Source organism: Streptacidiphilus anmyonensis (assembly GCF_000787855.1).
In the GTDB taxonomy this organism is placed as follows: domain Bacteria; phylum Actinomycetota; class Actinomycetes; order Streptomycetales; family Streptomycetaceae; genus Streptacidiphilus; species Streptacidiphilus anmyonensis.
Genome location: NZ_BBPQ01000067.1, coordinates 21,823 through 47,360, shown reverse-complemented (window position 1 = coordinate 47,360; position 25,538 = coordinate 21,823). Strand labels below are relative to the sequence as shown.

Genomic DNA, 25,538 nt, shown 5'->3' with positions numbered 1-25,538 from the left:
CCGCAGGCCGGTCGGAGGTGGAGGGGGTGTTGGTGGACACGAATGACTCCCGTCGATGCGGATGCGGGACCCGCCCAGTTCTTTGAATGGCGATTCAAACAACGCGCTCCTCCGCAGTCAAGTCCGGCCTCCGATCAGCCAGAAAAGCCAGGCGCGCGTTGATCGGCAGGTTTGATCAGTCGATCGAACGCGCCTTTTTGACTTTCCCTGACCGACGCGCTGAAGCTTTCGCCGAACGGATGACCGGAACGCGCCTGACAGCGACAGTCCGCGGCCCGGACACGGGACGGCTGTTCGCGCGCCGACCGCGCCGTGGCCCGGAACAGCAGAAGAGGACAGGCCCGATGACGCGCACCAACGAGGACCCGAGCGACGACCTGTCGGTCATACCGCCCAAGACCTGGGCGACCGGGGTTCCCGCCGTGACCCACGCACTCGAGTACTCGCTCTCGCAGACATCCGCGCGCAGGACCGCGTTGACGCTGCTGAACATCAACCAGGTGAAGGGATTCGACTGTCCTGGCTGCGCCTGGCCGGAGCCGAAGCCGGGCCGGCGACACCTCAACGAGTACTGCGAGAACGGCGCCAAACACGTCAACGACGAGGCGACCTCGCGGCGGATCACCGCAGACTTCTTCCGCGAGCACTCGATCGATGAACTGGACGCCAAGTCGGACTACTGGCTCAACCAGCAGGGGCGCCTCACCGAGCCGATGGTCAAGCGCCCCGGCGCGACCCACTACGAGCCCATCGGCTGGGACGAGGCGCTCGACCTCCTCGCCCGTGAGCTGCGGGCGCTGGACTCCCCCGACGAAGCCCTGTTCTACGTCTCGGGCCGGCTCAACAACGAGGCCGCCTTCCTCCTCCAACTCCTCGCGCACGCGTTCGGCACCAACAACCTGCCGGACTGCTCCAACCTGTGCCACGAGTCCAGTGGCCGGGGGCTCGGTGAGAGCCTGGGCATCGGCAAAGGCAGCGTCTCGCTCGACGACATCCACCACTCCGACCTGATCTTCGTCGTCGGCCAGAACCCGGGCACCAACCACCCGCGGATGCTCTCCTCCCTGGAGGAGACCAAGCGCAACGGCGGCCGGGTCGTCGCCGTCAACACCCTGCCCGAGGCCGGTCTGATGCGCTTCAAGCACCCGCAGAAGGCCCGGGGTGTGATCGGCCGCGGCACGCCGATCGCGGACCAGTTCGTGCACATCCGCGCCGGTGGCGACCTCGCCCTGTTCCAGGCCCTCAACAAGCTGCTGCTGGAGGCCGAGGACGCCGCGCCGGGCACCGTGCTCGACCACGCCTGGATCACCGCCCACAGCACCGGCTTCCACGAGTTCGCCGAGCACGCCCGCACGGTCTCCTGGGACGACATCCTCACCGCCACCGGCCTGACCAGGCAGGAGATCCAGCAGATCCACGAGCGGGTCCTGGCCAGCAGGAGCGCCATCGTGTGCTGGGCGATGGGCGTGACCCAGCACAAACACGGCGTGGCCACCATCCGCGAGATCGTGAACTTCCTGATGCTGCGCGGCAACATCGGCAAGCCCGGCGCGGGCGTCTGCCCCGTGCGCGGCCACAGCAACGTGCAGGGCGACCGCACCATGGGCGTCTGGGAGCAGATGCCGCAGTCGTTCCTCGACGCCCTGGGACGCGAGTTCGGCTTCACCGCACCGTCGCACCACGGCTACGACGCGGTGCAGGGCATCCGGGCGATGCTCGCCGGCGACGCCAAGGTCTTCCTCGGCGTGGCCGGGAACTTCGTCCGGGCCACGCCCGACAGCGCCGTGACCGAGCGGGCGATGCGCGGCTGCCGGCTGACCGCGCACGTGTCGACCAAGCTGAACCGCTCCCACACCGTCTGCGGTGAGACCGCGTTGATCCTGCCCACGCTGGGCCGCAGCGACCGGGACGTCCAGGCCGCCGGCGAACAGTTCGTCACCGTCGAGGACTCGATGAGCGATGTGCACGCCTCGCGCGGCAAGCTGCCACCGGCCTCCCCCTGGCTGCTCAGTGAGGTAGCGATCATCGCCCGGCTGGGCCGCAGGATTCTCGGCGCCACGCCGGAGATCCCCTGGGAGGAGTTCGAGGATGACTACGACACCATCCGGGACCGGATCTCCCGGGTGGTCCCCGGCTTCGAGGACTTCAACGAGCGCGTCTCCCGGCCCAGCGGCTTCAACCTGCCGAACCCCGTCAACCACGGCACCTTCCGCACCCCGACCGGCAAGGCCACCTTCACCCGGAACGACTTCGAGATGCCGCTGGTGCCGAAGGGCCACCTGCTGCTGCAGAGCCTGCGTTCGCACGACCAGTGGAACACCGTCCCGTACTCGCTGAACGACCGGTACCGCGGCGTCATGGGCGCCCGCCGCGTCGTCATGGTCAACCCCGAGGACCTGGCCGAGCTCGGGATCGCCGACCGCGACCAGGTGGACCTGGTGAGCGTCTGGCACGACGGTGTCGAGCGCCGCGCGGAGAACTTCACCGCCGTCTCCTACCCTGCCAGCCGCGGCTCGGCCGCCGCCTACTACCCGGAGACCAACGTCCTGGTCCCGTTGGACAGCGTGGCCGACAAGAGCAACTGCCCCACCTCCAAGGCCATCGTGGTCCGTCTGGAACCGGCGGCCGCCACCGCCTGACGCGGCGTACGGTGGGCGGACCGGATGCCGACGTGGTGCGGTCTGCCGAGCCCGGGAGAAGAAGATGCTGTTCCGTCAACTCGAGTACCTGGTGGCGCTCGCCCGGGAGCGCCACTTCGCCCGGGCCGCCCAGGCCTGTCACGTGTCCCAGCCGGCCCTCTCCGAGGCGATCCGCAAGCTGGAGGAGGAACTCGGCGTGCCGCTGGTGCGGCGCGGCCGCAGCTACCAGGGGCTGACCCCCGAGGGCGAGCGGATCGTGGTGCGGGCCCAGCGGATCCTGGCGGACCGTCACGCGCTCACCGAGGAGGTCGGCGCCATGCGGGCGGGGCTGAGCGGACAGCTGCGGATCGGTACCGTGCCGACGGCCTCCGGCGCCGTCGCGCTCCTCACCGGCCCCTTCTGCGCCGCGCACCCGCTGGTCGGCGTCGAGGTGACGACGGACCTCCGTGCCGAGGAAGTCCTCCGGCAGGTGCAGAACTTCGAGATCGACGCCGGCCTCACCTACCTGAGCGAGGACCTTCCGGACAGCCTCCAGGCCCTCCCGCTGTACCAGGAGCGGTACGTGCTGCTGACCAGCACGACCGACAGCCTGACCGGCCAACGGACCGCGACCTGGGCCGAGGCGTCACGCCTGCCGCTGTGTCTGCTCTCCCCGGCCCTGCAGGGCCGGCGCGTGCTGGACGAGGTCTTCGCCGAGGCCGGACTCCGGCCGGTGCCGAGAGTCGAGACCGACTCGGTGGCCGCGCTGTTCGCGCACGTCAGGATGGGCCACTGGGCCGCCGTGGTGCCCTACGCCTGGCTGCACGTGTTCGGCGTTCCGCAGGGCATGCGGGCGCTGCCCCTGGTGGAACCCACCCGCACGGCACCCATCGGGCTCGTGGTCTCGGCTCGGGAACCGGGCTCGGTGATGGCCGGCGCCCTGACGGAGACCGCCCGCAGCATCGGCGCCGCGGCCCTGCTGGAACGCCTCCCCGGCCCTGCCTGACCGGCGAGGCTGTCGCATCAGAAGAACAGATGACCTACAACGAAAACCTCTATTGGACAGAACTTCCGCCACGCCAGAGGATTTCTTGAGCGGTAGCAGGGTCCACGCGACACCGAAGGGACTACCGCCTGAGTGGAGGTTGACATGCCGGTTGAAGAGACCGAAGTCGTCGTCGTCGGGGCGGGCCAGGCAGGTGTGGCGATGAGCGAACACCTGGGAACCCACGGCATACCGCACATCGTTCTCGAACGGGACCGCATCGCCGAGCGGTGGCGCTCGGCGCGCTGGGACTCCCTGGTCGCGAACGGGCCCGCATGGCACGACCGCTTCCCGGGGCTGGAGTTCGAGGACGTCGCCCCCGACGCGTTCGCACCCAAGGACAAGGTCGCGGACTACTTCGTCGCCTACGCCGAGAAGATCGCGGCCCCGATCCGGTGCGGCGTCGAGGTGACCTCGGTGCGTCGGCACTCCGATCGTCCCGGCTTCCGGGTCGAGACGTCGGCGGGCGTCATCGACGCCCGCCAGGTCGTGGCCGCGACCGGCCCGTTCCAGCGGCCCGTGATCCCGCCGGTCGTTCCGGACGACGCCGCCCCCGTGCAGATCCACTCCAACGCCTACCACAACCCGGGGCAGCTGCCCGAGGGCGCGGTCCTCGTCGTCGGAGCCGGCTCCTCCGGTGTCCAGATCGCCGACGAGCTGCGCCGGTCCGGCCGTCAGGTCTTCCTCTCCGTCGGCCCCCACGACCGTCCGCCGCGCGAGTACCGCGGTCGCGACTTCTGCTGGTGGCTCGGCGTGCTCGGGCTGTGGGACGCCGAGACGCCGCCGCAGGGCGCCGAGCACGTCACCATCGCGGTCAGCGGCGCCCGCGGCGGCCACACCGTGGACTTCCGCGCGCTGGCCGCCGACGGCATCGAACTGCTCGGCATGACCGCCTCCTACGACTCCGGTGTCCTGCGCTTCGCGCCGGATCTCGCCGAGAACATCGCCGCCGGGGACGCCAAGTACCTCGAACTCCTCGGCGCGGCCGACGCCTACGTGGCCCGCAACGCACTGGACCTCCCGGAGGAGCCCGAGGCGCACGTCCTCGGCCCCGAGCCGGAGTGCGTGGTCAACCCCCGTCTGGAGCTCGACCTGGCGGAGGCCGGCGTCACCTCGATCGTCTGGGCGACCGGCTACGCCACCGACTACAGCTGGCTGGACGCCGACGCCTTCGACGACCGCGGCCGCCCCCGACACCGCCGCGGCGTCTCCACCGAGCCGGGCGTCTACTTCCTCGGCCTGCCCTGGCAGTCCCGCCGCGGCTCCAGCTTCATCTGGGGCGTCTGGCACGACGCCCGGTACGTCGCCGACCACATCGCCATCCAGCACGGCTACCTCGCCCACGACCCCGGCAGCCGACCTGACACCGCGTCACCGACCCAGCAGAGCTGAGGAACAGACAACGACGACGAGCGGAGCGTCCACTGGACGCTCCGCTCGTCGTCCGCGTGCCACCGGATCCGACCCTCGGCACGACGAGGCGCGAGTGGTCGGCAGGACCTGATCAGCCCCCGGACAGAGATCCACGTCCCCAGGGGGCTTCCTGCTGTACGGCGTCCTGGAGGACGGGGCGCGGCGCCGGCCGGACCGACTCGCGGAGTCGTCCATCGACGGTGCCCGGGGGCGGGCCCTGTCGTCAGGCAGGACACCCGGCACGCCACCACGCACAACACCCCACTGGCTCTGCCCCGGATGGCGTGCATCCGGGGCGGAGCCAGTGGGGTGCCGACGATCCTCCCGGTCACGTCTCCGAGAGCGGGCGCGTGGTGAAGGCGAGGTTCTCCGGGCTGAGCAGTCGGTCGAGTTGCGCTGCGGTCAGCAGGCCGCGTTCGAGGACGAGCTCGCGGACGCTGCGGCCGGTGGCGAGGGCGTCGGTGGCGATGCTGGTGGCGGCGGTGTAGCCGATGAAGGGGTTCAGCGCGGTGACGGTGCCGATCGAGTGGTCGACGTCGTGGCGGAGACGGCCCGCGTTGGCGGTGATGCCGGTGACGCAGCGTTCGGTCAGGGTCCGGCAGGCGCTGCCGAGCTGGGCCAGGGAGTCCAGCAGGCTGTGGGCGATGACCGGTTCGAAGGCGTTGAGCTGGAGCTGGCCGGCCTCGGCCGCCAGGGTGACCGCGACGTCGTGGCCGATGACACGGAAGGCGACCTGGTTGACCGCCTCGGGGATCACCGGGTTGACCTTGCCGGGCATGATGCTGGAACCGGCCTGGACGGGCGGCAGGTTGATCTCGCCGAGGCCCGTGCGAGGGCCGGAGGACAGCAGCCGCAGGTCGTTGCAGATCTTGGACAGCTTGACCGCGATCCGCTTGAGCACGCCGGAGAGCTGGACGAACGCGCCGACGTCCCAGGTGGCCTCGACGAGGTCCGCGGCGGTGGCGAGCGGCAGGTCGGTCAGCGCCCGCAGCCGCGCGCAGGCGAGCGCTGCGTACTGGTCGGGGGCGTTCAGCCCGGTGCCGATCGCGGTGCCGCCGAGATTGATCTCCAGCAGGAGTCGCGCCGCCTCCGCGAGGCGCTGGACGTCCTCGCGGATCGTGACGGCGAACGCGCCGAACTCCTGGCCCAGCGTCATGGGCACGGCGTCCTGGAGCTGGGTGCGGCCCATCTTCACGACGGGTGCGAACTCGGCGGCCTTCGCCGAGAAGGCGTCCGCGAGCGCCGAAAGTGCCGTGCCCAACTGCCGGGCCCCGGCCTGGAGGGCGATGCGGACGGCCGTCGGGTAGGCGTCGTTGGTGCTCTGGCTGAGGTTGACGTGCTCCAGCGGGTGGAGCTCCGTGTAGTGGCCGCGCGGGTGGCCCAGGAGTTCCAGCGCGCGGTTGGCGACGACCTCGTTGGCGTTCATGTTGGTGGAGGTGCCTGCGCCGCCCTGGATGACGTCGACGACGAACTCGTCGTGCAGGTGACCGGCGCGGATCTCCTCGCAGGCGCGGACGATCGCGTCGGCGCGGCGCGCGTCGAGCAGACCGAGCTCCTTGTTCGCCTGCGCGGCGGCCTGCTTGACGCAGGCGAGGGCGACGACGAGTTCGGGGTGGACGCTGATCGGCGTGCCGGTGATGGGGAAGTTCTCCACCGCGCGGAGGGTGTGGACGCCGTAGTAGGCCCGGGCCGGGACCTCCCGGTCGCCGAGCAGGTCGTGTTCCGTGCGGTGCGCCAGGGTTGAGGCGGCGGGGACGGGGGCGGTCATGCCGTGTACTCCGGGTGGACGTCGGCGGCGGGCGGGGTGGGGCGGTCGGCGCGGGCGGCGATGACGCGGCCGAGGATGCCGAGGGCGAACAGCGCTGTCATGCCTGGTACTCCGGGAGGACCTCCGCCGCGAGCGTCCCCGGGACGCGGCGGTCGGCGCGGGCGGCGATGACGCGGCCGAGCACGGCGACGGCGAGCAGTGCCAGGACCGTGCCGAGCGTGAACGTCTCGAAGACGGTGCGGGAGACGCCCCAGGTGTCGGTGAAGTCGTAGTCGACGCCGAGCACGCGCTCCAGGACGCCGGGGAAGAGGGCGATCCAGCAGCCGAGGACGATCCAGGCGTAGACCAGGCCGAGGCTGATCCGGAATCCCCAGGTGCCGAAGGGCACCCGGTACGGTCGCTGGACGTCCGGGTGGTTCCTGCGCAGGGCGCCGAGGGCGGGGATGACGGCGAGGTAGGACAGCAGCAGCGTGGTGACGGCGACCGTGAGGACGACCTTGAAGACGGAGGCGGCGGTGCCGTCGACCAGCAGGGTGGCGGCGAGCATGAAGGCGGTCGCGGTGAAGCCGGAGACCAGGTTCATCCGGACGGGGGTGCCCAGCTTCGGGTGGAACGCGCCGAGCGCGCGGCTGAAGAAGCCGCCGTCGGCGGCGGCCATGGCCTGCATGCGGTCGCTGACGATCATCCAGGCGCTGCCCTGGGTCATCAGGACGAAGACGAACAGGATGCTCGTGGCGGTGAGCAGCGCGTGTCCGGCGCCGCCGTAGCTGCCGAAGACGAGAGAGGCGGCGTCGAGGAAGCCAGCGACGCCGGTGATCTGCTTGGCGGGGACCACGGCGAGGATCGCGAAGACGGGCAGCAGGTAGCAGCAGGCTGCGACGCCGCCGGAGACGCCGATGGAGACGGGCACGTCACGCTTCGGGTTGCGCATCTCGTCGCCCGCGGCGTTGGGGGCCTCGAAGCCCACGTAGGCGAAGAGCAGGATCGGCACCAGCGCGAGGAATCCGCCGGTGGTGGGTGCGAAGCCGGTCCCCGAGAGGCCCTTGAAGCCGTGTTGCAGGCCGTAGAGGAGGGCGGTGACGGTGACCATCAGCATGACGGCGACCTTGGCGATCGCGCCGACGGTGGTGATCCACTTGCCGCGGCTCAGGGAGACGACGGCGGTCAGGATGGAGACCCAGATGAAGACCAGCTTGAACGTGTAGTCGGCCAGGGTGCCGCTGCCGAGATGGGTGACGTGCCCGTCCCAGGCCTGCGCGGCCGCGAAGACCAGGGAACCGCCGAGCCAGACCGGGTTGGTGACCCAGTACATCAGTGTGGTGAGCGCGGCCGCGGTGCGGCCGTAGGCGAGTTTGACCCAGACGTAGGGGCCGCCCTCCTGCGGGAACGCGGCGCCGGTCTCGGCGAAGAGCAGGGCGTAGGGGACCAGGAAGAACAGGGCGAGCAGCGCGGTCCAGGTGACCGCCTCACCGCCGCCGGTGGCGATCTGGCCGATCACGTCGGCGGAGATCACCGCGGCGATGCCGAGGGCCATGATGTCGAAGCGGCCGAGGCTGCGGTGCAGGTTCGGCACGGAGTCGGATCTGTCGTCGACTGCCCGGCCGTCCGATGTGGGGGTGGTGGACACGGGAACTCCTCGAAAGGCTGGAGAGAGGGGAGAGTTCAGCGCGGTGCGAGGGTGCAGGGGAGGGACCGGGCCGCCCCGGCGAGGGGGTGGGACGGCCCGGCGGTCTGTCGGTCGCCGGCTTGTCGGCTTGTCGGCTTGCCGATGTGTCGGCTACCGGCCGTCAGTCGCGCAGTTCGCCGGCGGGGGTGACGCGCTCCAGGACCTGGCGCATGGCGGCGACGGCCTCCTTGGCCTCCGCCTCCGTCATGATCAACGCGGGCGAGAGCACCAGGGAGTGCGCGCAGTCGCGGACGATGACGCCCGTCTCACGGCGGATCACGTCCGGCAGCAGCGGCTGGAGCATCGGCAGCGGCTCGCGCGTTGCGCGGTCGGCGACCAGCTCGACGGCGAGCATCATGCCGACGGAGCGGATCTCACCGACCACAGGCAGGTCGCCGAGCTGCGCCGTCAGTTCCCGGTGCAGGTAGCCGCCGATCTCGGTGGCCCGGGCGAGCAGGCCCTCGCGCTCGATGATGGCCAGGTTCTCCAGCGCCACCGCGCACGCGACCGGGTGGCCGTTGTACGTGTAGCCCATCGGGAAGCCGTGGTCGCGCAGCAGCACCTCGGCGACGTGGTCGCCGACCAGCAGCGCGCCCAGCGGGATGTAGCCGGAGGTGATGCCCTTGGCGGTGACGATGATGTCCGGTCGGACGCCGAAGTGCTGTGCGGCGAACCAGCTGCCCGTGCGTCCGTAGGCGGTGACGACCTCGTCGAGGATCAGCAGGATGCCGTGGCGGTCCAGCACCTCGCGCACCCGCGGCCAGTAGTCGGCCGGCGGGACGAGCATGCCGCCGACGCCCATGATCGGCTCGCCGATCATGGCGGCGATGTTGCCGGGGCCGATCTCGGCGATCCGCTGCTCCAGCTCGGCGATGAGGAAGTCGGTGGGGTCCTCGCCGTTGTAGAGCTCACTGCGGTACGGCCACGGCGGGGTCAGATGCGAGACGTGCGGCATCATCGGGGCGAAGCCCTCGTGGTAGACCGGGAAGCCGGTCGCCGAGCCGCCGCCGTAGCCGATGCCGTGGTACGCCTTGTGACGGGCCAGGATCCAGGTGCGGTTCGTGTCGCCGCGCCGGTGGTGGTAGTAGCGGGCCATCTTGATCGCGGCCTCGTTGCCCTCCGAGCCGCCGGAGGTGAAGTAGACGTGGCCCAGGCCCTCGGGCGCGATCGACGTGAGCTTGGTGGCCAGCTCGATGGCGCGGTCGTTGGAGAACTCCCAGAAGCTGGTGAAGTACTCCAGCTTGGCCATCTGCTCGTAGGCGGCGCGGGCCACCTCCTCACGGCCGTGGCCGATCTGGGCCAGCCAGAGGCCGCCGGTCGCGTCCAGGTAGGAGCGGCCCTCGGCGTCCGTCAACCGCAGGCCCGAGCCCTCGGTCATGATGACCCGCTCCTCGGCGCTGCCGGGGAGGTAGGGGTGGATGATCCGGGCCCGGTCCGCGGCGGCGAGTTCGGCGGGGGTGGTCGGTGTGCGGCTCATGGTGGTGCCTTTCGCGAGGGTGGGGCGACTCAGCCGAAGGAGATCCAGGTCGTCTTCAGGCCGGTGTACTTGTCGAAGGAGTGCAGGGAGAGGTCGCGTCCGTAGCCGGACTGCTTGAAGCCGCCGAAGGGCGTGGTCGGGCTGAGCGCGTCGACGGTGTTGACCGAGACGGTCCCGGCGTGGAGCGCCTCGGCGACGCGGTGGGCGCGGGACAGGTCCCGGGTCCAGACGGAGGCGGCCAGACCGTAGGGGGAGTCGTTGGCGATCCGGACGGCGTCGGCCTCGTCGCGGAACGGAAGGACCGTCAGCACCGGCCCGAACAGCTCCTCGCGGGCGAGCGGCGCGTCCTCGGGCAGGCCGGTGACGATCGTCGGGTGCAGGTAGGCGCCGACGCGGTCGGGGCGGGTGCCGCCGTGGACGACGCGGCCGCCCTGCGCGCGGGCCGCGTCGACGGCGGCGAGCAGGCGCTGCGCCTGGGCCTCGTCGACGAGCGGGCCGAGGCGGGTGGCCGGGTCGAGCGGGTCGCCGGGGACGTAGGCGGCCGCGTGCTCGGCGACGCGGGCGGTGAACTCCTCGGCGATGTCGGCGTGGACCAGCAGCCGGGTGTTGGCCGAGCAGACCTGGCCGGCGTTGAAGCAGAAGCCGAACGCGGCGCGCTCGGCGGCGGCGTCGAGGTCCGCGTCGGGGAAGACCAGGTTGGGGCTCTTGCCGCCCGCCTCCAGCCAGACCTGCTTGCCGTTCGACTGGGCGGCGTAGGAGAGGAAGAGCCGTCCGACCGTGGTGGAGCCGGTGAAGGCCAGTACGTCGACGTCCTGGTGCAGGCCGAGGGCGCGCCCGGCGGTCTCGCCGAGGCCGGGGACGACGTTGAGCACGCCGTCCGGGATTCCCGCCTCGACCGCGAGCCGCGCGAGCAGCAGGGCGGACTGCGGCGACTGCTCGGCGGGCTTGAGCACCACGCTGTTGCCGGCCGCGAGGGCCGGGGCGAGCTTCCAGGAGGCGAGGTCGAGGGGGAAGTTCCACGGCACGACCGCGCCGACGACGCCGAGCGGCAGGCGCCGCACCAGCGCGAGGTTGCCGGGCGCGGCCGGGGCGACCTCGTCGTAGAGCTTGTCGGCGGCCTCGGCGTGCCAGGCGAAGCAGCCTGCCGCGCCGGGGACGTCGACGGCGAGGGCCTCGGCGACGGGCTTGCCCATGTCGAGGGAGTCGTACAGGGCGAGCTCGTCGCCGTGCTCCTCGATCAGCTCGGCCAGGCGCAGCAGACGCTTCTTGCGCGCCTCCGGTGCGAGGCCGGACCAGCGGCCGTCGGCGAAGGCGGCGCGGGCCGAGCGGACGGCGTCGTCCACGTCCGCCGCGTCGCAGGCGGCGATCTCGGCGAGCGCCTTGCCGGTGGCCGGGTCGGTGTCGGTGAAGACGGCGCCGGAGCGGGCGTCGCGCTGGCCGCCGTCGATGAAGGCGCGGGTCTGCGGGGTGAGCGCGGCGGCCCGGCGCTGCCAGTCGGCGTGGGAGGGGGTGGGGGTGGAGTCACTCATGGCGGGGAACCTCAGGAGTCCTCGAAGGGCAGTCGACCGCGGTCTCGTCCGACGGGGTCGAGGCGGGCTGCCCGAGTTCTTTGATACGTGATTCAAACAATGGGTGAAGGCTACGTCAATGCCTGGAGCTGCTGGGGATTGTTAAATCTGGTCCATGCATCAGAGAATGGCGGCATGGCGCGACCGAAGAACCAGGAAGCTCGCCGCGGGGCGTTGATCGACGCCGCCGGACGGGCCATCGCGGACCGGGGCATGGCCGGCCTGCGCATCAAGGACATCGCCGCCGAGGCGGGCGTCTCGGCGGGATCGGTCCTGTACTACTACCCGGAGCTCGACGACCTCGTCCTGGCCGTCCATCAGGAGGCGGTGGAGAACTACCTGGCCGCACGGCAGCGGCGGGCGGACGAGCCGGACGGACCGGTGGACCGCATGCGGGCGGCGCTGGCTTCCGGACTGCCGTCCGGCCCGGACGACGGGATGCACCGGCTCCTGTTCGAACTGCACGGCCTCGCCGACCGCAGCACGGCGCATGCCGCGTTGATGGCGTCCCTGTTCGCCCGGGAGGTGGCCCTCTACTCGACGCTGCTGCAGGTGGGGGCGGCGGCGGGCGCCTTCACGCTCGCCGCCGCGCCGGTGGCGGACCTGGCCCGCAACCTGGTCGCGATGGAGGACGGCTACGGGCTCCACATCGTCGCCCGCAACCCCTCCGTCGACCGCGACACGGCGCTGGCCCTGCTGACGGCCCACGCGCGCACGATCACCGGCTGCCCGGGGCTGTGAGCACCCGGCTCACCGCCCCGCACCGGGCCCGGCGGCCATGGGCCGCCGCGGTCAGCCCGCCGCGGTGAGATCGGCCGCGGTCAGCGCGAGGGCGAGCGCGCCGTCGAGCAGGGCCGCGTCCGCGGCCGGCGTCACGCAGGCGGCCGCGAACTCGCGCTGGTGATTGAGAGCCGGCAGCGAATCCACGCCGATGTAGGGGTGCAGCGCCCGCACGGCGCGCGAGACGTTGCCCATGTCCGTGGAGGCCCGGTTCATCCGCGCCGCCGGATCGTCGGGCGCGGCGAAACGGCGGCCGAGTCCGAGCGCGTTGCGGCGGTAGAGCGCCAACAGCTCCGCGTCGTTGCGAAACTCCGAGTACGGTCGGCTCTCCGGCTCGATCTCCAGCGCGCAGCCGGAGGCCAGCGCCCCCGCCCGGAAGCACGCCTCCACACGCGCCTGGACCCGTTCCAGCTCCTCCAGGTTGGACGCGCGCACGTACCAACGGCCCTCCGTGCGTTCCGGGATGGCGTTGGGCGCCTCACCGCCGCGGGTCACCAGCCCGTGGACCCGGGTGTCCGCCGGCAGCTGCTGGCGCAGCAGCCCGATGCCGACCTGGGCCACGGTGAAGGCGTCCGCCGCGTTGCGCCCCTGCTCCGGATAGGCGGCGGCGTGGGCGGCCCGGCCGGAGTACTGGACACCCAGATGCGCGACGGCGAAGGGCTCGGCCTCGGCGACGTCGACGGGACCGGGGTGGACCATCATCGCCACGTCGACGCCGTCGAACGCGCCGCGCTCCAGCATCAGGATCTTCCCGCCGCCGCCCTCCTCGGCGGGGGTGCCCAGCACGGTGACGGTCAGCCCGAGGTCGTCCGCGACCCGGGCCAGCGCGGCGGCGGCGCCCACCGCGGAGGCGGCGATGATGTTGTGCCCGCAGGCGTGGCCGAGGCCGGGCAGCGCGTCGTACTCGGCGCAGAGCGCGACATGAAGCGGGCCGCTGCCGATCCGGGCGGAGAAAGCCGTGGGCAGCTCGCAGATACCGGGGGTGACCGCGTAGCCGAGGTCGTCGAGGAGCGAGGCGGTCCATCGGGCCGCCTTCTCCTCCTCCCAGGCCGTCTCGGGGTCGGCGTGCAGCCGGTGCGAGAGGGAGACGAGCCGGTCGGTCGCGGCCGCGACCGTGTCCGCCAGCAGCGCCCGCACGCGCGTGGACGCCCGCGCGGGCTCGTGCGTGCTTGCCGCCGTCATCACAGGTCTCCGGGGACGCCGTAGCTGGGCGCCGCCTCGGGGGCGAGCGCGCGCTGGACATAGGCGTCCTGCTGCGGCTCCCACAGCCGCCACAGGAGGCCGAGCTCCGCGACCGGTTCACCCTCGGTCCAGTCCACCCGCAGGTCGACGACGGGCCACGGCACGGCGTCGGCGACCAGCAGGCCGGCCGAGTGCAGCGGCCCCTCTTCGCCACCCGCCGTGAGACCGGCGGTCAGGGCGTCCAGCAGGCGCTCCGCCAGCGGGAGTTCAGGCCGGACGGCGAAGGCGTCGACCATGGCCTGCGGCACGCCCGGGTGCAGCAGCATGTTGCCGGCGGCCACGCAGTCCGCGCCGACGGCCTGCGCGTGGGTGCCGAGCGCGAGCTCACCCGAGAACGCGGCCGGACTCTCCTGCCTGCCGACGGCCGTCAACTGACGCCAGGCGATGAGAGGTTCGGTGTCCGCGGTGTGACGAACGGCGTCGGACGCAGTCGACCCGGCGGCGATCAGGTCCAGCAGCCACGGGCCGAGCCGGGGGTCGGTCACGTTCTGGGTGCACACCGCCCCGACGCCGGCCCGCACGTGCGCGCAGCGGGAGGCGACAGCCGGGCTGGAGGAGGCGATGGCCACCCCGACCTGCCCGGTGCGCGAGCACCGGGCCGCGATGGAGAGCGTCACAGCAGCTCCCCGCGCTCGGCCGCCTTCGCATGCCGGATGCCGGCCGCCTCGGCGCGGCGCGAGGCCGGAATGACCGCCGTGGCGTCGATCTCCACCAGCCACTCCGGCCGGGCCAGGGCGGAGACGACCAGGCCCGTCGAGACGTAGTGCACGCCCTTCAGCCAGCGTCCCATGACCCGGTACACCGGCTCGCGGAAGCGGATGTCGGTCAGGTAGACCGTGATCTTCGTGATCTCGTCCAGCGCGCTGCCGGACTCCTCCAGCAGCATGGCGATATTGGCCATCGCCCGCTCCGCCTGCGCCTCCACGTCGCCGACGCCGACGTTCTCGCGGGTGTCGAGGTCCTGCCCGATCTGACCGCGCAGATAGACGGTCCCCTCGGCGACGACGGCCTGGGCCAGGTCGTTGGAGAGGCTCTGCTCGGCATAGGTGTCGGCCGTGTTGAATCGGCGGATGCGGTGGAACGTCATGCTCAGCGACCTCTCCCAGGAGCGTGCGGGGTGGGTTCGGCCGGGAATGGCCGCACGACCACTATGGGAGCTACGCTTCCTCTGGTAAAGCAGATCTTTTAGTGTTAGGTCATCTGGAATTCAGATGGCCAACGCGGACGGAGGCGGCGCGGGCATGTCGGCAACGGTCGGGTTCACGCTGGCGCAGTTGCGCTACTTCGTCGCCGCCGCCGAGGCCGGCAGCATGACCGCCGCCGCCGAACGGCTGCTGATCGCGCAGTCGGCCGTCTCCACCGCGGTCTCCAACCTCGAGCAGGAACTCGGCGTCCAGCTCTTCATCCGGCGCAAGGGCAAGGGCCTGGTCGCCACCCCGGCCGGTGAGCGCCTGCTGCTCCAGGCACGCGAACTGCTCACCCACGCGCTCGACGTGGCCGCCGAAGCGCGCGGCGTCGAGGGCGGGCTGAGCGGGCCGGTCCGGATCGGATGCTTCGTCACCCTCGCCCCCTTCGTCGTGCCCACCCTGCTGGCCACCACCGCGCAGCGACACCCCCGGCTCGCGGTCGACGTCTTCGAGGGCGAGGCGGACGAGCTCGACCGGGCCCTGCGCACCGGCCGTATCGACTTCGCCCTCACCTACGACCTCGGCCTCGGCCCCGGCATCGCCCGCAAGACCATCGCCTCGCTCCCGGCCCACGCGCTGGTCGCCGCCGACCACCCGCTCGCCGGTCGCGGGACGATCGACCTGGCCGAACTGGCCCACGAACCGTTCGTCCTGCTCGACCTGCCGCACAGCCGCGACTACTTCTGGTCGCTGGTCACCGCCACCGGCATCACTCCGGAAGTCCGCCACCGCTCGCACAACTACGAGGCGGTCCGCTCCCTGGTCGCCCTCGGCCACGGCTTCTCGGTGCTGCACCAGCGCCCGGCCACCGACCACACCTACAGCGGCGCCCGCGTGGCGGCCCTGGCGCTCACCAACGAGCACCCGCCGCTCGACCTCGTGCTCGCCCGCATGGACGGCGTCCGCCAGACCGCCCGGGCAACGGCCGTGGCCCACCTGGCCCACGAACTCCTCGCCCGGCCCAGCTCCTGATCAGGCATCACCGATCGCTAGCGGACCGGCACCCCGGCCAGGCGCTCGTGGGCGCGCGCGGCGATACCGGCATCGGAGCAGAATCCACTTCCCGAAGCCTTCAGACACAGCAGGCCGACGAGTCGGCCGTCCGCCGTGGCGACCGCGACCCGGCGTCGCCCCACCGCGACCATGGACTGCCACGTCTCGCACAGACTGTCGAACGGTGCGACCACACGGTCGCCCAGCCGTCCCGCCGAGGCGGCCGGCTCCTGGTCGCCCCGTCCGGCGAGGTCCCCGCGCTCCACCACCGCGACCAGGACCCCGTCGCGCACCACCAGGAGGGCGTGGACCTTGTCGTTGCGAAAGAACTCCCGCGCCTGGCCGACCGTCGTCCAGGCGCGGGCTGTCTTGGGGAAGGTGTGCATGGAGTCGGCCACGGAGAGATCCGCCCGCATGCCTGCCGGGCACGGCTGCCCCTCCATCAGCGGGTCCTCCCGACTCTGGCTGATCCTGGACGCGAGGCTACAACGGCCCCGATCCGAGCCGCGACACCGCCCGGCGCCCGGACGATCGAGAGGGGTGGACAGCCACAACCGCCGTGGCGCTCAGCCGGCGAGCTCCGACAGGGGAGCCAGGGCGATGGTGTGCTGGGTGTGCTCGACCTTCGCGCGGAGGTAGCGCAGGTTGTGCGGGGTGGCGTGGACGCCGGTGGGGACGCGGTCACGGACGGAGACGCCGAGCTCGCGCAGCTGGGCGGCCTTGTCGGGGTTGTTCGAGAGCAGGTCGACGGTGTCGACGCCCAGGGCGGCGAGCATCTGCGCCGCGGCCGTGTAGTCGCGGCCGTCCTCCGGGAGGCCGAGCTCGGTGTTGGCCGCGTAGGTGTCGCGGCCCTGGTCCTGCAGCGCGTAGGCGTCGAGCTTGTTGTAGAGGCCGATGCCGCGGCCCTCCTGACGCAGGTAGAGCAGGTAGCCGCCGTGCTCGGCGATGCGCTCGACGGCCTCGCGCAGCTGGGGGCCGCAGTCGCAGCGGGCGGAACCGAAGACGTCGCCGGTCAGGCACTCGGAGTGGAGCCGCACCAGCGGGGTCACGGCGGCGTCCGGGTCGCCGAGGACGACGGCGAGGTGCTCCTGGCCGTCAGCCAGGCCGTGGAAGGTGACCAGCTCGGAGTCGACGCTGTAGCCGTCGCCGAACCGCAGCGGGACGCGGACGCGGGTGCGGACCGTCGCCTCGGGGATCACAGTCATGGAAGGCTCCGCTCGTTCTGGCTTCGTTCCAATTTGAACCAAATGACGTGCCGACAGTACACCGTGCTTCAAATTTGAACAACCAGGAATCGATGAGGCTTCCCCACACCGTCTGACTGACGCCGCAACCTCTCCGGCCGCGCCGGTATTCCGGGGGTCGCGACACGGGCCGGAGGCCGGTGCGGACGATTGGTTCAAATTTTAACAAGGGAGTATCGTCGAAGCATGACTGAACCCCGCTGGCTCGATGAGGACGAGAAGGCCGCCTGGATCGCCTTCCTCAGCGCCACCAACCTGGTCAACCGCAGGCTGGAGCAGCAGCTCAAGGACGACGCGGGGCTCTCCCACACCCAGTACGAGGTCCTGGTCCAGCTCAACGCCGCGCCGGACGGTTCGCTGCGGATGACCGAGCTCGCCGACCGCCTGGTCACCTCCAAGAGCGGCCTGACCTACCAGATCACGCAGCTGGAGCGGGCCGGGCTGGTCGGCCGCCGCTCCTGTCCCAGCGACGTGCGCGGCGTCTTCGCGGAGATCACCGACGAGGGCCGCGCGGTGCTCCGCTCGGCCGCGCCCGGCCATGTCGAGGCGGTGCGGCAGTCACTGATCGACGTGCTCACCCCCGAGCAGCTCACCCACATCGCGGCGGGCCTGGGCGAGGTCTCGCGCCGGCTGCGCGCCGAGCCCCGCTGCCCGTCGCAGAGCACCCAGACGGCACCGGCCACGCAGTAAGGGCACGGTTGAGCCGCACACGTCCCGTAGGGGGCAACCCTGAACGAACCCCGGCTCCGGGCCGTTCACCCGCGCCGGGCACTCGGTTCGGGCAGGCTGGCCGCATGAACCTGGACCAGCAGTTCGCTCTCCCCCGCGGCCTGGGCGGCACCCTCGTCGGCGCGCTGATGGCGCGTCGGCACGGCCCGCAGATCCGGGCCTGCGTCGCCGACCTCGCCCCCGCGGCGGGCGAACACGTCCTGGAGATCGGCTTCGGCCCCGGGCTCAGCCTCGGCGTACTCGCCGGGGCCGCGCCGGATCTGCTCGTCGCCGGGGTGGATCCCTCGGAGCTGATGCTCGCCTCGGCCCGCCGCCGGACGCGACGGCTGGGCTCGGGCATCCACGAGCGAATAGAACTGTGCCAGGGCACCGCCGACGACCTGCCGTGGCCCGACGCCACCTTCGACGGGGTCTGCGCCACCAACAGCGTCCAGCTGTGGCGGCCGTTGGACGTCTCCCTGACGGAGGTCCGCCGGGTCCTGCGACCGGGAGGGCGGCTGGCCCTCTCGGTCCTGCAGCAGGCGGTGCTGCACGACGGCGGCAGCGCCGGCCCCGACTACGACGGCGTCCTGCTGCCCGCGCTCAAGGAGGCGGGGTTCACCGAGGTCCAGGCCGACTGGCGGCCAGCCAGGGAGTCCCGTGCGCTCCACGTGCGGGCGGTGAGCCCGCAGTCCGCGTAGGAGTCGGGATCCGGTCCCGGCGTCGGCGCGATCGAGGCAGTAGCGGCAGTCGTTCAGTGGGTGTCCGGAGGCGGGAGGCCGAGGTCGGCGCGCAGGGCCGTCACGGCGCGCTCCACAGGGGCGTTGGCCGACGTCAGGGCCGGTCGGAGGTCGTTGAGCCGCGCGAGCGAGGTGCTGTTAGCCGCTCGTGAGGTGAGCTGGGCGCGAGCCTCGTTCGTGCTGGCGAGCGTGTGCGCCCACGACGCTGCCGCGGCCGGCAGAGCGAGGCGGGCGAGGTCGTGGTCGAAGGCGCGCTCGGTGACCGCGATGTCGCGCAGGTCCGCGCGGGCCGCCGCGAGGTCGGCGTGGTCGGGGCCGTCGAACCGGTCGAAGTCGGTGTCGAGACGGTGGTTGGCGGGGGTGGTGATCGCCAGATACGAGGAGGCACCCGCCGCTGCCGCGGTCACCGCCTGCGCACCGCAGGTCGGGGCGGTGGCGCCGAGGTGCGCCGCGCATCCGCTCGCGGCGACCAGCGCAAGAAGCGCTCCCACCCCTGCCGACGCCGCTCCGCCCCGGCCCTGCCCGGGACGCCTCCGAGGGTTCATGATCGAGCTCCTCCGGGAGCAGTGCTCCCCTGCCCCTACACCTGTCCCCTACGCCACTGGCGCCGGTCCGGTTCACCGTCCGCCGAACTGGTCCGGCGACGGGACCGGTAGAGTTGATCGGGTTGCCTCCGGCAACCGACGCTCGAGCTCCGGCCGCCGCGTTCCGTGCAGGCCCCGATCCCAGAAGAGAACCAGCAGGCGATGAACGCAGGACCCGACGTGACCGACTTCGCCGAGGCCCACCCCGGGATCGACCCCGAGCGCATGCGCCTCGTCCTGGAGGCGCTCGCCGAGCTGAGCGAACTGCCGCTGGACCATCCGCAGGCCGTGGCGCTGCGCAAGGCCACCTCCGGCGTCTACCGCGAGGTCAAGCAGCGCCGCCGCCAGGAGCGCCGCGCCTCCAAGACCGCGAACGACCGGGCCGTCACCGAGCGCACCGCGACCGGCGCCGCGACCCGCATCGACGACGAGACGCAGGGGCTGCAGCTCACCAGCGGCACCACCAGCACGCTCGCGGGCATACTCGAGCGCCCGCGCGCCTGCTACATCTGCAAGAGCCGCTACGTCGAGGTCGACGCGTTCTACCACCAGCTCTGCCAGGACTGCGCCAGCGAGAGCCGCGCCCGCCGCGACGCCCGCACCGACCTCACCGGCCGCCGGGCGCTGCTGACCGGAGGCCGGGCGAAGATCGGGATGTACATCGCGCTGCGGCTGCTGCGCGACGGCGCGCACACCACGATCACCACACGCTTCCCGAACGACGCGATCCGCCGCTTCACGGCGATGCCGGACAGCCACGAGTGGCTGCACCGCCTGCACATCGTCGGCATCGACCTGCGCGACCCGTCCCAGGTCATCGCCCTCGCGGAGGAGGTGAGCGCGGCGGGCCCGCTGGACATCCTGATCAACAACGCCGCGCAGACGGTGCGCCGCACCCCGAACGCGTACAAGGAGCTGATCGACGCCGAGGACGCGCCGCTGCCCGCCGGCGAGCTCCCCTCGTCGACGACGCTCGGCCGCTTCGACCTCAGCCGCCAGCCGATGCTGCCGGCGCAGGGCGGCCCGCGCCGCGAGAAGCTCAGCGCGGAGGCGCTGACCGCGCTGGCGCTCACCTCCGGTTCGGCCGCGCCCGCCCTGATCGAGGCGGGCACCGCCATCGACGCGGGCGGCCTCGTCCCGGACCTGGACGACGCCAACAGCTGGAGCCAGAAGGTGCAGGAGGTGGACCCGATCGAGCTGCTGGAGGTCCAGCTCTGCAACGTCACCGCGCCGTTCATCCTCGTCAGCCGCCTGCGCGGGGCGATGGCCGCGGCGCCGGCGCGACGCAAGTACGTGGTCAACGTCTCCGCCATGGAGGGCCAGTTCGGCCGCGGCTACAAGGGTCCCGGCCACCCGCACACCAACATGGCCAAGGCCGCCCTCAACATGCTGACCCGCACCAGCGCGCAGGAGATGCTGGAGTCGGACGGCATCCTGATGACGGCGGTGGACACCGGTTGGATCACCGACGAGCGCCCGCACCCGGACAAGATGCGTCTCGCGGGCGTCGGCTTCCACGCCCCGCTCGACCTCGTCGACGGCGCGGCCCGGGTCTACGACCCGATCGTGCGTGGCGAGGAGGGCGAGGACCTGTTCGGCGTCTTCCTCAAGGACTACCGCCCGTACCCGTGGTGACGTCCGGTCACCGGCGCGGGCGCGCGGCGGCCTCGGGCCGCCGCGCCTGACCCCGCCTCCCGGCGGAGGCGGGTCCGCCCGCGATCAGCGGGTCGGCTGGGGCACGTCCTCGTCGTCGTCCTCCGGCGCGGCGAGCGGATCGGAGAGCCGGTCCTCGTGCTCGCCCCGGCCTTCCGCCGCCGCGGCGACTTGCGGTGCGGCGTCCTCCGGCTCGGGGAACGTCACCGGAGCGTCCGCCTTGTCCGCCTCGTCGGCGATGTCGCGGGTGAACGGAAGGACAGCGGCCTCCCCGCTCCCGTGAGTCTCCTCGCCGCGCTGGACCTCCTCGTCCACCGAGGTGTCCTCGCCGCCGAGGTCGGAGACGGCGCGGTCCAGGGCGGGCGGGGTTACCGCGGGCGCTTCCTCGGAGGAGGGAACGAAGGCCGCAGGACGGGTGTCCTCGGGGCCTGAGACCGACTCGGGGACGGACCCGGGCGCGGGGGTGGGCGTCGCCTCGCCGCGCAGACGGGCCAGGTGGCGTTCGACGGCGGCGACACGGCGGGGGTCGGGGACGGCCTGCCGTAGCCGGAGGATGTCCGGGCCGAGGCGGCGCGCGTCGGCGTCGTCCTCGATCGCGCGCCAGCACGCCTCCGCGTTCGCCGCGGCCTGGCGGGTCTCCGCGTCGTCCGCGCCGCGCGTGTCCAGCAGACTGAGCGCGACGTCGCGGTAGAGGAGCGCGGCCTCGCGCTGAAGACCCGCGAGGCGGGTGACGTGCGCGCGGACCTGGCGCAGCTTCAGCACCGGCTCGCTGTCCGTGCCGTGCTCGTCCACGGCGGCGCGTTCGAGCGCGATGGACTCCCGCACGGCGCGGGCGTGTTCGCCGCCGTCCGCTGCGGCGACGATGCCGCCGATGGCCTCACGGTAGGGGGCGATGTCGTCCGACGCGGACGGCCCGGCCTCGGCGAGATGGACCGTGGGCGGATGCGCCGGCAGCGGCGGCATGTCGAAGGGCGCGACGTCCCGCGGCAGATCCAGCGGGGCCTGCGGGGTCCACGGGGTGTGCGGGGTCTGCGGGGTCTGGGGGGTCTGGGGGCTCTGCTGGGCCTGGTGGGTCGACGGCTGGTACGCGGGCGTCCGGTCCGTTCGCGGCGGCCCGACCGGTGCGGCGGGCACGGGCAGCTCGACGGGGATGGTCTCCGGGGACCGCTGTGTCAGGAACGGTGCGGGCGGCGGGGTCGGCGCGGCGGCAGGCTGCTCCGGCTGCACGGGCGGCATCGCGGGCGTCACCGACGGCGTCGGCATGGTCGGCGTCGTCTGCTCCGCCGACGGGAGCTGCGGGTCCACGAGGGTCGCGCCGAGGCGGCGCGAGGTGTTGCGGAAGACCTGCCAGCCGGGCGCGTGCGAGATGACGATCTGCGTCTCCGGACGCAGCACCGTGTGGACCTGCTGTTGCAGCTGTTCCGGCGTCAACCGCTCCCCCGCGCCGGGGCGTCCGCCGTGCAGGGCCTCGACCAGGGCGCGGGTGAAGGTGCCGACCTGCTGCGGGTCGGGGCTCACCGAAGCCCACAGCGGCAGTCCGGCGCCGAGGGGCGAGGGCAGCACGCGCAGTTGGGGCAGCGCCTCCGCCTCCGCGCTGAGGTCGCCGATGACGAGGGTGCCGAACTGCGAAGGACGCAGCCGCAGTTCCTCCTCCAGGGCGCGCCAGGGCAGCCGACTCTGGTCCAGCTCCACGGCGAGGGAGCCGGTGCGCCGGTCGCGGACCAGGTGCCCGCCGATGTGCACCAGCAGCGGGCCGGGGTGACGGGCGGCGGCGCGCAGGTGGTCGCGGATCGTGTCCGGTTCGGCGGCGGAGGGCAGCAGGACGCTGTCGACGCCGTCGGCCGCCAGCAGCACCTGGGGGGCTATCGACGCGAGGATGCGGGTCAGGCCCGGGGCGGGCCGCCCCTCGCGCGGAGGGAAACGCCGTGCGGCGCGGCCGCTGCCCCCGTCGATGACGAGAACACGCCCGCGCAGCCCGTCTCCCCCGCTCATCTCCACCCCGCACTGGTCGCTTGGGCCGGACGCCTCGGTGCCTGTCCGGTCCCCGCCACCCTACCGGCGCGAGAGGGGATCGATCTCCGCGGACCTCAGCTCGTCGAGCAGCGCCGCCGTCTCGGGCTCCGGCGGCAGGCCGGTGCGGGCCGCCTTCGTCTCCAGGCGCGCGACCGTGCGCTGGAGTTGCGGGCCGTCCCCGGAGTCCGCGTGCACCAGCACGAGGTCGCGCAGCAGCAACTCCGCGTCGGGCTCGGCGACGAGGCCACGCCGGGCGGCCGCCTCCGCGCCTTGGTGGTCGCGGGCGCGGAGGCGACGCAGGGTCAGCTCGTGGGCGACGTCCACGACCGCGTCGGTCATCCCGGCCCGCAGCGGTTCCGCCCACGGGTAGGCGGCCTCGGCGAACGGCGCCCCGCGCACGAGCGCGAGGGCCCGCGCCAGCGCGACGTCGCCGTTCGCCCCCGGGTCCGCGAGTCCGCGGGCACGCAGGGCCTGGAAGTCGTCCCAGTCGCAACGCAGGTTGACGGGCCGTCCGCCGGGGCCGTCACCGAGCCACTCCCGCAGCCGCCCGATCGCGTCCGCGGAGACGTACGCGCCCTGCGCCGGCCCGAGTTCGCGTCTGGCGGCCACCTCCAGCAGTCCGGCCCGCCACGCGGCCTCGACCGGCCCCATCGCGCCGACCAGCTCCACCGGCCCCAGCACGCGCACCTGCGCCTCCCCGGGCTCCACCCCGGCGGGCGGCGTGCCGAGCAACGCGAGGATCCACGGGTCCGTGGGCGGGACGACCGAGGCCTGCACGGGCTGGACGAGCTGGACGAGGACACGCGGGTCGGCAGGCGGCACGGCCCCCGACAGGTCCGCGCCGGCGACGGCCGGCCCGTGCCCGCCGAAACCAGGACCGGAGACGTGCCCCGGGTCCGCGACGTACCCCAGGCCTCCTTCGAGGTGCTGGCCGGCCACGTGCGGAAGCGACGGCATCGGGGGCACACCGGCCTCGGGGGCGAAGCCGCCGCGCACGAGCGACCCACCGGCCGCGGGGTATCCCGAGGCCGTCGGCGGCACGTCACGCGCCTCCGGCGCGGACGCCCCGGCCGTGCCGGGCGCGTGCCGCGGTCCCGGAGGGAACGATGGCGTGGTTCCCGGTTCGGGGAAGCGCTTTGACGACGGCGTTCCGAGCCGGTCGGCCTGCGGGAACGCCTGCGCAGAGGCGGGGCGCTGCGAACCGGGGCGCTCCGAACCGGGCCGGTGGGGACGCGGGTCCGGCTGCGGCACGGACGATGCTCCCGGGCCGGCGCTCCCAGGCACGGGGCCACTGACGCTCTGCTGGTTGACGCTCTGTGGGCCGACGCTCTGTGGATTGACGCTCTGTGGGTTGACGCTCTGCGGGCCGGGGGCTCCGAAGGTCGATCGCGGCAGTTCCCCGCCGCCCGAGTCCGGGAGGGCGGCCCGCCCGCGAGGGGCCGGGAAGCGGTCCGCCGCCGACTGTCGCTCCGCGCCCGTTCGGGGTGCGGGCGACGCGCTGTCGGGCAGGAAACGCGACGTCAGCTCGGGGGCCTCGCCCGGAGTCCGCCGCACGACGGGAGGTGATCCCGGCACAGGGAAACGACTCGGACCCGTCTCGCCGGTCTGCCTCGTCCCGCCCGTCGGCGTCGACTGCTGCGGGGCCTGGGGCAGGCCGAAGGAGCCCCGCAGCGGCTCCTCGGCCGGGACGCGCCCGACGACCGGCGCGGGGGGCCACTCGCCCGGCTCGGGAAAGCGGGAGGAGGACAGGCGGCCCGCGTCGGGGTGCGGGCCCGCCTGCCCCCACGGCGCGGGCGGGGGCTCGGCGCTGACGGACGGTTGGACGAGGTCCGCGCCGAGGAGGCGGAGCCAGTGGTGGTACGTGTCGTCGTCCAGGCGCTGGAGCTGGATGTCCATCTCCAGCCCCGGCACGACGCCGTGACCCGACGCCGGGAGCGTCCAGCGGGCGACGGGGCCGGTGCCCTGCGGAGGCGCGGCGGTGATCACGGCCACGCTGCCGCGGGGTCGGGCGTCCAGCAGACGGCCCAACGCCTCCGGAAGGTCACCGGTCGGGTAACCGGCGCACAGGACGACCTCGGGGGCCCACTCGTCGCCACTGAGGCCGCGACTGCGCGCCTCGCGCGGGGTCGCCGCGCCCGCCTGGACCAGCGCGGAGCGCACCGCCGCGTCGCGGCGCTGCAGGGCGGCGACGGCGTGTTCGAGGTCCGGGTGGACGACGAGCCGGTCGTCGGCGACCGCCGCGAGCTCCTGGGCGACGCCGACGACGTGGACGCCGACCCGGTCGGCGAGCGGCGTGAAGGTGAGCTCGAGCGCGAGGGTGCGCAGCACCCGCGCGATGTCGTGCGGCTCACCCGAGACGTGGAGCAGCCGGATCGCCTCGAGGTCGACCAGGACGGTCGCTCCGTCGGCGGTCTCGCCGAGGCTGACCAGCGCGGGGTACGGCGAGGGGACGACGGCCGCCGCCTCCGGTCCGAGCAGGCCCGGGGCGTCGGGGGTGCACCACCACACCGTGGAGGCGTGCGCGGCGCGGAACGGGGCGACCGGCGGCGAGGGGGCGATCAGGTGCAGTTCCACGGTGTGCGCCGGGGTGACCCGCGCGACGTTGATCGGCGGCAGACGCCGTCCCTCCCGCGCGACGTTGCGTGCCATGCTGCGCAGCGCGCGTCCGAGCAGGTCGAGGTCGCGGACGGACTGCTGGGCGGCCTGCGGCGCGCCGAGCTCGGACAGCGTCGGCACGTACGGCCCGGGGACGGGCGGCACGGGGTCGTGCCCGGTCACGGGCGGGAGCGGTGGCGAGGGCACCGGCGGGAGCGCGGCCACCGCCGGGTCGAGCGGCGGG

Annotated in this window: 20 protein-coding genes; 8 read left to right on the top strand and 12 right to left on the bottom strand. The window is 73.0% G+C overall.

All coding sequences use genetic code 11. The features are described from left to right. The first annotated feature begins 344 nt into the window (after positions 1-344). From TR50_RS34700 to TR50_RS34690, 3 genes are all read left to right on the top strand, one after another. Positions 345-2,639 carry an FdhF/YdeP family oxidoreductase gene (locus tag TR50_RS34700; protein WP_042431629.1) on the top strand — a complete coding sequence of 765 codons (2,295 nt, stop codon included), beginning with the start codon at positions 345-347 and terminating at the stop codon, positions 2,637-2,639. Between the two features lie 64 nt (positions 2,640-2,703). Further along, the gene (locus TR50_RS34695; protein ID WP_042431627.1) at positions 2,704-3,624 is read left to right on the top strand and encodes a LysR family transcriptional regulator; all 921 of its coding nucleotides are present in this window, start codon (positions 2,704-2,706) and stop codon (positions 3,622-3,624) included. 144 nt (positions 3,625-3,768) lie between these two features. Further along, positions 3,769-5,055, top strand: coding sequence for a flavin-containing monooxygenase (locus tag TR50_RS34690; protein WP_042431625.1), 1,287 nt, complete (start codon positions 3,769-3,771; stop codon positions 5,053-5,055). Between the two features lie 349 nt (positions 5,056-5,404). Here TR50_RS34690 and TR50_RS34685 read toward each other — a convergent pair whose 3' ends face one another. From TR50_RS34685 to TR50_RS34670, 4 genes are all read right to left on the bottom strand, one after another. Continuing rightward, positions 5,405-6,844: an aspartate ammonia-lyase gene (locus tag TR50_RS34685; protein ID WP_042431623.1), complete on the bottom strand. Its 1,440-nt coding sequence runs from the start codon at positions 6,842-6,844 to the stop codon at positions 5,405-5,407. Between the two features lie 97 nt (positions 6,845-6,941). Next, complete coding sequence (locus TR50_RS34680; RefSeq protein ID WP_042431620.1) at positions 6,942-8,471, bottom strand: APC family permease; 1,530 nt, start codon at positions 8,469-8,471, stop codon at positions 6,942-6,944. Positions 8,472-8,631: 160 nt separating this feature from the next. Continuing rightward, on the bottom strand, positions 8,632-9,987 hold the full coding sequence (locus TR50_RS34675; protein WP_042431619.1) for an aminotransferase family protein: 1,356 nt from the start codon (positions 9,985-9,987) through the stop codon (positions 8,632-8,634). Positions 9,988-10,016: 29 nt separating this feature from the next. Further along, positions 10,017-11,516 carry an aldehyde dehydrogenase gene (locus TR50_RS34670; RefSeq protein ID WP_042431618.1) on the bottom strand — a complete coding sequence of 500 codons (1,500 nt, stop codon included), beginning with the start codon at positions 11,514-11,516 and terminating at the stop codon, positions 10,017-10,019. A 174-nt stretch (positions 11,517-11,690) separates the two neighbouring features. Here TR50_RS34670 and TR50_RS34665 point away from each other — a divergent pair, with 174 nt between their 5' ends. Beyond that, positions 11,691-12,296 carry a TetR/AcrR family transcriptional regulator gene (locus TR50_RS34665; protein WP_042431617.1) on the top strand — a complete coding sequence of 202 codons (606 nt, stop codon included), beginning with the start codon at positions 11,691-11,693 and terminating at the stop codon, positions 12,294-12,296. A gap of 51 nt (positions 12,297-12,347) precedes the next feature. Here the strand turns inward: TR50_RS34665 and TR50_RS34660 are convergent, their stop codons facing one another. From TR50_RS34660 to TR50_RS34650, 3 genes are read right to left on the bottom strand one after another with little or no spacing between them, the layout of a single operon-like run. After that, the gene (locus tag TR50_RS34660; RefSeq protein WP_084701475.1) at positions 12,348-13,517 is read right to left on the bottom strand and encodes a M20 family metallopeptidase; all 1,170 of its coding nucleotides are present in this window, start codon (positions 13,515-13,517) and stop codon (positions 12,348-12,350) included. Next, positions 13,517-14,194: a DUF1028 domain-containing protein gene (locus TR50_RS34655; protein WP_042431616.1), complete on the bottom strand. Its 678-nt coding sequence runs from the start codon at positions 14,192-14,194 to the stop codon at positions 13,517-13,519. The genes TR50_RS34660 and TR50_RS34655 overlap by 1 nt, the downstream gene beginning before the upstream one ends. Next, positions 14,191-14,664, bottom strand: a complete 474-nt coding sequence (locus TR50_RS34650) for a RidA family protein (RefSeq protein ID WP_042431614.1) — start codon at positions 14,662-14,664, stop codon at positions 14,191-14,193. Before TR50_RS34650 ends, TR50_RS34655 begins: the two co-directional genes overlap by 4 nt. 124 nt (positions 14,665-14,788) lie before the next feature. Here TR50_RS34650 and TR50_RS34645 point away from each other — a divergent pair, with 124 nt between their 5' ends. Further along, complete coding sequence (locus TR50_RS34645; RefSeq protein WP_201776914.1) at positions 14,789-15,736, top strand: LysR family transcriptional regulator; 948 nt, start codon at positions 14,789-14,791, stop codon at positions 15,734-15,736. 17 nt (positions 15,737-15,753) lie between these two features. Here the strand turns inward: TR50_RS34645 and TR50_RS34640 are convergent, their stop codons facing one another. Together TR50_RS34640 and TR50_RS34635 are read right to left on the bottom strand one after the other, a co-directional pair. Beyond that, positions 15,754-16,200, bottom strand: a complete 447-nt coding sequence (locus TR50_RS34640) for a CBS domain-containing protein (RefSeq protein ID WP_084701473.1) — start codon at positions 16,198-16,200, stop codon at positions 15,754-15,756. 123 nt (positions 16,201-16,323) lie between these two features. After that, complete coding sequence (locus tag TR50_RS34635; RefSeq protein WP_042431611.1) at positions 16,324-16,962, bottom strand: GTP cyclohydrolase II; 639 nt, start codon at positions 16,960-16,962, stop codon at positions 16,324-16,326. Between the two features lie 225 nt (positions 16,963-17,187). Between TR50_RS34635 and TR50_RS34630 the strand changes: the two genes are divergently transcribed. Together TR50_RS34630 and TR50_RS34625 are read left to right on the top strand one after the other, a co-directional pair. Further along, positions 17,188-17,691 (top strand): MarR family winged helix-turn-helix transcriptional regulator, encoded by a 504-nt coding sequence (locus TR50_RS34630; RefSeq protein WP_042431609.1) that lies wholly within the window; start codon positions 17,188-17,190, stop codon positions 17,689-17,691. 104 nt (positions 17,692-17,795) lie between these two features. Beyond that, complete coding sequence (locus TR50_RS34625; RefSeq protein ID WP_052441683.1) at positions 17,796-18,410, top strand: class I SAM-dependent methyltransferase; 615 nt, start codon at positions 17,796-17,798, stop codon at positions 18,408-18,410. A gap of 53 nt (positions 18,411-18,463) precedes the next feature. Here TR50_RS34625 and TR50_RS34620 read toward each other — a convergent pair whose 3' ends face one another. Continuing rightward, entirely contained in the window at positions 18,464-18,940 is a 477-nt protein-coding gene (locus TR50_RS34620) for a hypothetical protein (protein ID WP_042431607.1), read from the bottom strand. Between the two features lie 255 nt (positions 18,941-19,195). Here TR50_RS34620 and TR50_RS34615 point away from each other — a divergent pair, with 255 nt between their 5' ends. After that, positions 19,196-20,668 carry an SDR family NAD(P)-dependent oxidoreductase gene (locus TR50_RS34615; protein WP_042431605.1) on the top strand — a complete coding sequence of 491 codons (1,473 nt, stop codon included), beginning with the start codon at positions 19,196-19,198 and terminating at the stop codon, positions 20,666-20,668. Positions 20,669-20,752: 84 nt separating this feature from the next. Here the strand turns inward: TR50_RS34615 and TR50_RS34610 are convergent, their stop codons facing one another. Together TR50_RS34610 and TR50_RS46115 are read right to left on the bottom strand one after the other, a co-directional pair. Further along, positions 20,753-22,678: a hypothetical protein gene (locus tag TR50_RS34610; RefSeq protein WP_152648799.1), complete on the bottom strand. Its 1,926-nt coding sequence runs from the start codon at positions 22,676-22,678 to the stop codon at positions 20,753-20,755. 60 nt (positions 22,679-22,738) lie between these two features. Further along, a partial coding sequence (locus TR50_RS46115; RefSeq protein WP_500803919.1) for a bacterial transcriptional activator domain-containing protein occupies positions 22,739-25,538 on the bottom strand: 2,800 nt, incomplete at its 5' end.